Origin of the sequence: Duganella sp. Dugasp56 (assembly GCF_047304105.1) — a bacterium.
In the GTDB taxonomy this organism is placed as follows: Bacteria; Pseudomonadota; Gammaproteobacteria; order Burkholderiales; family Burkholderiaceae_D; genus Rugamonas; species Rugamonas hordei.
The window spans coordinates 85,879-92,711 of record NZ_JBGLYQ010000032.1 but is presented as its reverse complement, the minus strand read 5'-3'; the positions used below and the strand labels follow the sequence as shown (position 1 = coordinate 92,711).

General features: G+C 62.9%; 4 protein-coding genes. 1 reads left to right on the top strand and 3 read right to left on the bottom strand.

All coding sequences use genetic code 11. The annotated features are described in order from the left end of the window. Window positions 1-223 precede the first annotated feature (223 nt). The gene (locus ACCD07_RS21935) at window positions 224-4,087 is read left to right on the top strand and encodes a two-component regulator propeller domain-containing protein (RefSeq protein ID WP_413448545.1); all 3,864 of its coding nucleotides are present in this window, start codon (window positions 224-226) and stop codon (window positions 4,085-4,087) included. 13 nt (window positions 4,088-4,100) lie between these two features. Here the strand turns inward: ACCD07_RS21935 and ACCD07_RS21930 are convergent, their stop codons facing one another. The 3 genes from ACCD07_RS21930 to ACCD07_RS21920 all read right to left on the bottom strand — a co-directional run bounded on the left by ACCD07_RS21930 (window position 4,101) and on the right by ACCD07_RS21920 (window position 6,833). Then, window positions 4,101-4,442: a DUF1840 domain-containing protein gene (locus tag ACCD07_RS21930; RefSeq protein WP_176654891.1), complete on the bottom strand. Its 342-nt coding sequence runs from the start codon at window positions 4,440-4,442 to the stop codon at window positions 4,101-4,103. A 175-nt stretch (window positions 4,443-4,617) separates the two neighbouring features. Next, complete coding sequence (locus ACCD07_RS21925; protein WP_413448544.1) at window positions 4,618-5,124, bottom strand: hypothetical protein; 507 nt, start codon at window positions 5,122-5,124, stop codon at window positions 4,618-4,620. Further along, the gene (locus ACCD07_RS21920) at window positions 5,121-6,833 is read right to left on the bottom strand and encodes a M1 family metallopeptidase (RefSeq protein WP_413448543.1); all 1,713 of its coding nucleotides are present in this window, start codon (window positions 6,831-6,833) and stop codon (window positions 5,121-5,123) included. The genes ACCD07_RS21925 and ACCD07_RS21920 overlap by 4 nt, the downstream gene beginning before the upstream one ends.

The window sequence follows — 6,833 nt, the reverse complement described above, 5'->3', positions numbered from 1 at the left end:
ACAGGACCGTGAAACAACTCTGCGCCGATGATAGTGCTGCAACCAGTGTGAAAGTAGGTTATCGTCAGGCTAGTTATTATGAAAAAACCCCAACAGATTGAATGCTGTTGGGGTTTTTTTTCGTTCGGATTTTTGAGGTTGTGCGAGAATGGGGCGATATCCCGGAAGCAACCTTATGCCAGGTATTGCAACACGCTCCGTTCGCCTCTTTTTCCTGCTCCTGTTGGGGCTTTTTTCCGTTGTACGGGCCGCGCCGCTCAGCCTGCGATTTGAGCATCTCGGCGTCGAACAGGGACTGACGCAGGAATCCGTCACCTTTGTTCTGCAGGACCGCCACGGCTACATGTGGCTGGCCACCCAGGCCGGATTGAACCGTTACGACGGTTACCGGATGACGGTGTTCAAGAACGATCCGTCCAATCCCCGCAGCCTGCTCGACAATTACGTGCACGCGCTGTACGAGGACGCCGGCGGCACGCTGTGGGTCGGCAGTAAAGGCGGCCTGGACCGCTACGATCCCGCCACCCAATCCTTCGTGCACCAGATCAACAAGAACGGAGGCCTGACGGTGACCGGCATAGTCGGCGACGGCAAGCAGGGCTTGTGGCTGGTGACCAGCGAGGGCCTGCAGCGCTTCGACATCCCCACCGGGCAAGTGCAAACGTTGCGACATGCGGAGGCCGACGCCGACAGCATCGGCGACGATCGCGTGACTGCGCTGGTGCGCGACAAACCCGGCAATCTGTGGATCGGTACCGCCAGCGGCCTGGAAGTGCTGGCGGCCGGCAGTTCGAAATTCAGGCATCTGTCGCCGCAGGCCGGCGCGGTACTTTCCAACAGCATCCTGTCGCTGTCGATAGGCGCGGACGGCGTGTTGTGGGCCGGCACCCAGAGCGGTTTGCAGGCATGGCGCCTGAACGGCGCCGAGGCGGAGCGCATCGCGCTGGCACCGGATGAAGACTTGTCAGGCCAGCGCGTCGTCGTGCTGCTGCATGACAGCGACGGCGTGCTCTGGGCCGGCACCTTTGCCGACGGCTTGAAGCGGCGCGATCCCGTCTCCAGGCATTTTTACCACTACCGCCGCAACAGCCAGGACCGCCACGGCATTGGCGACAACCAGATCAGCGCCCTGTACCAGGATCGCACCGGCACCTTATGGGTCGGCAACTGGTACAGCGGCGTCGACTGGGTGGACCTGGCCAGCGGCGGCTTCGAACGCTACACCGAATATCCAGGTGTGCTGCCCAGCATCAGCAATAACAAGGTGCGCATCATCGGCGGCGCCGGCGGCAACAAGCTGTGGCTGGGCACCGGCGACGGCCTGACGCTGCTGGATCTGGACAAAGCTGAAAGCAAGACCTGGCATCATGACGAGGGCGATCCGGCCAGCCTGCCCGGCGACCAGATATTGGCGCTCGACACAGACCGGCAGGGCCGGCTGTGGGTCGGCAGCACCACCGGACTGGGATGGCGCGATCCGTCCAGCGGCAAGTTCACGCGGACCGCGCTCGATGCCGATCCGGCGTCGCTGTCGGTTCAGCGCGTGCTGGTCGATCATACCGGCGAGATATGGGTGGCGTCGCGCGCCGGCCTGCACCACATCGATCAACACTCCGGCGCGATCACCACCTGGCGCCACGAGACGAACAATGCCGACAGCCTGGACGGCCGTATCTACGCCTTGCTGGAAGACCACGCCGGTGTGCTGTGGCTGGGCACCGAGAACGGCCTGGACCGCTTCGACGCCACCACCGGCAAGTTCCGCCATTACCGCCACGATCCGCGCCGGGCGGACAGCCTGAGCCACAAGCGCGTGCACTACCTGTACGAAGACGACAAGGGCCGCCTGTGGATAGGCACGGCGGCCGGCTTGTGCATGGGCGAACGCGGCGCCGACGGCGAATTGCGCTTCCGCTTTTATCCCAGCCGCAACGGCCGCGCGCCCGATCCGGTCGGCGCCATCCTCCCCGACCGACAGGGACGTTTGTGGATCAGCAGCACGGCGGGCTTGTCCATGTTCAATCCGGATACCGGCGTGTTCAAGGAATACACCTCGCGCGACGGCCTGATCGACGGTTCCTATTTCATCGGCTCCGGCTACAAGGCGGCGGACGGCACGCTGTACTTCGGCGGACTGGCCGGCGTGACCGCGTTCCAGCCGTCGCACATCCACGACAACCCGCACGCGCCGCCGGTATCGATCACCGATTTTTCCATCTTCAACCAGTCCATCCTCAGCGATGCGCTGCGTACCGACGTGCTGGCCAAGGGGCCGATTTACGAGGCCAAGTCGCTGCACCTGAGTTATCTCGACGCGGTGTTTTCGTTTGAATTCGCCGGCCTGCATTACGCCGACCCGCAGCGCAACCGTTTTGCCTATCAGCTCGAAGGCTTCGATCCGCAATGGGTAACGGCCGACGCCGGCAAGCGTTTCGCCACCTACACCAATCTCGACCCGGGCCGCTATGTGTTCCGCGTGCGCGCCGCCAACAAGGATGGCGTCTGGAGTTCCGATGCGGTGGCGATGGAGGTCATCATCGCGCCGCCGTTCTGGAAATCCTGGTGGTTCCGCATGCTCGGGCTGAGCCTGGCGATGGGCGGCGCCTATCTGCTGATACGCTTCCGCATCAACATGCTGGTGCGGCAAAAGCATGTGCTGGAAGCGGAGGTCGGCAGCCGCACGCGGGAGCTGGTGCAGCAAAAGGAATCGATAGAACGGCAGAAGCAGGAGGTCGAGCGGCAGAAGGAAAGCGTGGAGCTGGCGCACCGCAATATCTCGCTGCTGTCCGACATCGGCCGGCGCATCACCGCCAACCTCGACAGCGAAGCCATCATGTCGATGCTGTACCAGCAGGTGCATGCGCTGATGGACGCCAGCGTGTTCGGCATCGGCATTTACCGGCCCGAGCAGGAGCTGATCGAATATCCGTTCGCGATGGAGCAGGGCAAGCGCTATACGCCATACACGCGCAGCATGCGCGAACCCAACCAGCTGGCCGTGTGGTGCATCACCAATGCGCAGGAAGTGTTCATCAACGATCTGGAGCAAGAGTATGCGCGCTACATCGAGAGCCTGGACCTGGTGTCCGGCGCCGACGACATGGGCACGCTGGAGGACGGCTCGCTGCCGACCGAGCCGCGCTCGCTGATCTATGTGCCGATCTCGGTCACCGGCCAGGTGCGCGGCGTGATCACCGTGCACAGCTATCGCGCACACGCCTATCAGCGCATCGACCTGGACATGCTGACCACGCTGGCCTCGTACGTGGCGGTGGCGTTTGCCAACGCCGATTCGTACCGGCAGCTGCGGGACGCCCAGCAGCAACTGGTGGAGCGCGAGAAGCTGGCCGCGCTCGGTTCGCTGGTGGCCGGCGTGGCGCACGAGTTGAACACGCCGATCGGCAACAGCCTGGTGATCGCCAGCACGCTGGAGGACAAGACGATAGAGATCGACAGCCGCAACAGCAGCAACCAGCTGCGGCGCTCGGATCTGCAGGCTTTCATCGACGCGGCGCGCGAGGCGTCGACGCTGCTGATGCGCAGCCTGCGCAACGCGGCCGAGCTGGTCAACAGTTTCAAGCAGGTGGCGGTGGACCAGGCCAGCGCCAAGCGGCGCCATTTCGACCTGCACCAGGCCAGCCAGGAAATCGTCACGACGATGAAGAACCAGATCCGCAAGGCCGGGCATCAGGTCGAGCTGGAGATGCCGGACGATATACAGATGGACAGTTTCCCGGGACCGTACGGCCAGGTCATCATCAACCTGATCAACAATGCACTGCTGCATGCGTTTGACGGCCGCAGCGGCGGCACGATCAAGATGTGGGCGGTGCGGCTGGGCACGGATCAGGTGCGGATTGTGTTCCAGGACGACGGCAAGGGCATCGAGATCGAACACCAGGCGCGCATTTTCGATCCCTTCTTCACGACCAAGCTGGGACAGGGGGGCAACGGACTGGGGCTGAGCATCACGTACAACATCGTGACCTCGCTGCTCGATGGCAGCATTCGCGTGGACAGCGCGGTGGGCGTGGGCACGCGCTTTACGATAGATCTCCCGCTCAAGGCGTCGCTGGCGGGAGATTGACGGGAAGGCGGGGTCAAACGCCCCAGATGATGCTTTCGTTTTCCTGTTTCGCGGCGCGCAACATCTCCAGCAGCGGATAGGCACGGGCGGCAAAGCCGACGCGTTGCAATACGGCGTGCTCCACCGTTTCGCCTTCTTCCTTTTCGTGGGCATGCGCGTCGTGTTCGACGTCATTTTCCGGATGCAGCTTGCTCTCGGCAACCTCGTGTTCGAGCACCGACAAAGCCTGGGCCGCTTCCGCCGCCGTGATCACACCGCGCGTCGGATTTTTGTGGAGCAGGTCCAGGATGCGTTGCGCATGTTCCTGGTACATCAGGACTTCCGGACTGGATGGGGATTTGAACGCAATTAACATAGAGTGCTTTCTTAGTCTTGTAGTTGAACGATACCACGGTGCACCGCTTCTTGCCTGAGCGGCAGGCCGTTAGCTTAGACATTAGGCCATGGGTACAACTTTACAATAGAGCCGCTCATCTGTATGAGCGCTAGCGCACGTCAGATTAAGCATCTTTTAAGCCAGCGCCACCGTTTCAGTTCAATTTGAATGAACTCAGGTAAGTTTCCACCTCGTCCTGCACGATGTTTTTATCGCGGCCCATGACGATGACCTGGTAAATCCTTTTGTCCTTTGCAATAAAACGTCCAATCAGGCGCATCGCTTCACCATTCTGGCTGCCCTTTGCCTCAACTTCGAGCGTGGATTGCTTGCCGTTAACAGAGGACTTGTTGTTGGTGACGGTGGCGCCGATATTGTTGACCAGCGCGGTTTTCATGGCCTCGATGGCGGCCGGTCCCTTGGCCGCATCCGCCAGCTGCGCGCTGCCGACCGCGAACACGACGCCGTTCACTTCGGCGGCCGTCATCGTCATGCTGACGTCCATGCCGTCCAGCTGGATGGCGCGGGTCTGGCTGGCCGGCTTGCCGGGGAACAGCACCGCGTAGGGCGCGTCGTCGCTGCGGTAGTCGCGCCAGTCGTATTGCGGGCTGCAGGCGCACAGCGCGGCCGCCAGCATCAGCGATAGGGATATTTTCTTCATTTCCCGGCCTTTTCTTTTTTCTTGCGGGCTTCTTCCTGCAGTTTCCATTCGTCGATATGGGCCAGCTGGCGCAGCACGCGCGAATTCGGGTCGATGGTGACCAGTGCCTGCGGCGGCAGCGTCAGTTCGCCTTTGCCGTCGGTCATCGCCAGCTTCTCGATGCGGTTGTTGACGCGCACTTCGAGCGGCATCGGGAAGGCGCCGCCATCCTTCAGTTTCCAGCTCAGCTTGAGCTGGTTGCCGCTGCGTTCCTCCACCAGTTCCGGCAAGGCCGCGTGGTACAGGTAGGCGTCGAAAAACCAGCCCAGGTCGCGGCCGCTGACCTCGTTGGCGATGGCGATGAATTCCCTGGTGCTGCTGTAGCGCGGCTGGAAGTTGCCCGGCGCCGGCGTGTCGGTGCCGTACACCATGCGGCGCGTGGCGCGGAAGAAGGCGTCGTCGCCGATCAGGTTGCGCAGCGTGTGCAGGATCAGCGAACCTTTAGTATAGATGTCGTTGCCCGGACCGCCGCGCTCGTCCTCGTAGACGTCCTCGATGCGCATCGATTTGCCGCTGACCACGGGCACCTTGTTGCGCAGGGACTTGCGCTGGTTGAACAGCTCTGCCTGGAAGTCCATCTCGCCGCGCAGGTATTCCAGGTACAGCGGCTGCATGTAGCTGCCGAAGCCTTCGTGCAGCCACATGTCGTCCCAGTCGGCGTTGGTCATCTGGTTGCCGAACCACTCGTGCGACAGCTCGTGATGCAGCAGCCAGTCGTAGCCGTAGGGCGATTTGACGTAGCCGTTGCCGTAGGCGTTGATGGTCTGGTGTTCCATGCCCAGGTGCGGGGTCTCGACCACGCCCATCTTTTCGTCGCCGAACGGGTAGGGACCGATGCGGCTTTCAAAGAAGGTCAGCATCGGCGCGAACTCGGCGAACAGGCCCTGGGCTTTTTTATCGTGGCCTTTCAGGTACCACATGCGCAGCGGAATCTTGTTGCCGTAGCGGCTGTCGTACTCGCCGGACAGCATTTCGTACGGACCGATGTTCAGCGCGACGCCGTAGGTGCTGGGATTTTTCGCGCGCCAGTTGTAGGTGCGCCAGCCGTCTTTTTCATCCATGCCGAGCGCGACGCCGTTGCCGGCCACCACCAGCGGCGTCGGCACGCTGATGTGCAGGTCGATCAGCTTGGGCTTGCCTTGCGGATGGTCGATGCAGGGCCAGAACAGGTCGCAGCCCTCGCCTTCGACGGTGGTGGTGATCCATGGCTGGCCGTCTTCGGTCTTGCTCCACATGAAGGCGCCGTCCCACGGCGCGTGGCTGGCCACATGCGGGATGCCGTGATAGCGGATGCGCACTGTGGTGACGGCGCCGGCCGCCAGCGGCGTGGGCAGGGTCAGGTACAGGCGGCCGTCCGGATTGCTGATCGCCGACGGTGCCAGCGCGACGCCATCCACGCTGGCGAAATCGACCGGCAGGTTGCGGTCCAGTTCGACGGCGATGCGGGTCAGCGGCGCGGTGGCGGTGAAGGTCAGCGCGGCGTCGCCGCTGATGCTTTGGGTGGCGGGATCGACGCGCAGCGCCAGGTCGGCCTTGTCGAAGGTGACCGCCAGTTGCTCGGGCGCGCGCGGGCTGCCGGAGTTGGCGGTGAAATCGGTCAGCGGCACCTGGCTGGTGGCGCAGCCGGCCAGCAGGGCGCTGGCGGCGAGGTAGAGGGGCAGGCGTGTCAT

What these genes read in the sequence shown, in the direction of transcription:
- ACCD07_RS21930 (WP_176654891.1), bottom strand. Translation starts at nt 4,442, where the DNA reads ATGTTAATTGCGTTCAAATCCCCATCCAGTCCGGAAGTCCTGATGTAC.
- ACCD07_RS21925 (WP_413448544.1), bottom strand. Translation starts at nt 5,124, where the DNA reads ATGAAGAAAATATCCCTATCGCTGATGCTGGCGGCCGCGCTGTGCGCC.
- ACCD07_RS21920 (WP_413448543.1), bottom strand. Translation starts at nt 6,833, where the DNA reads ATGACACGCCTGCCCCTCTACCTCGCCGCCAGCGCCCTGCTGGCCGGC.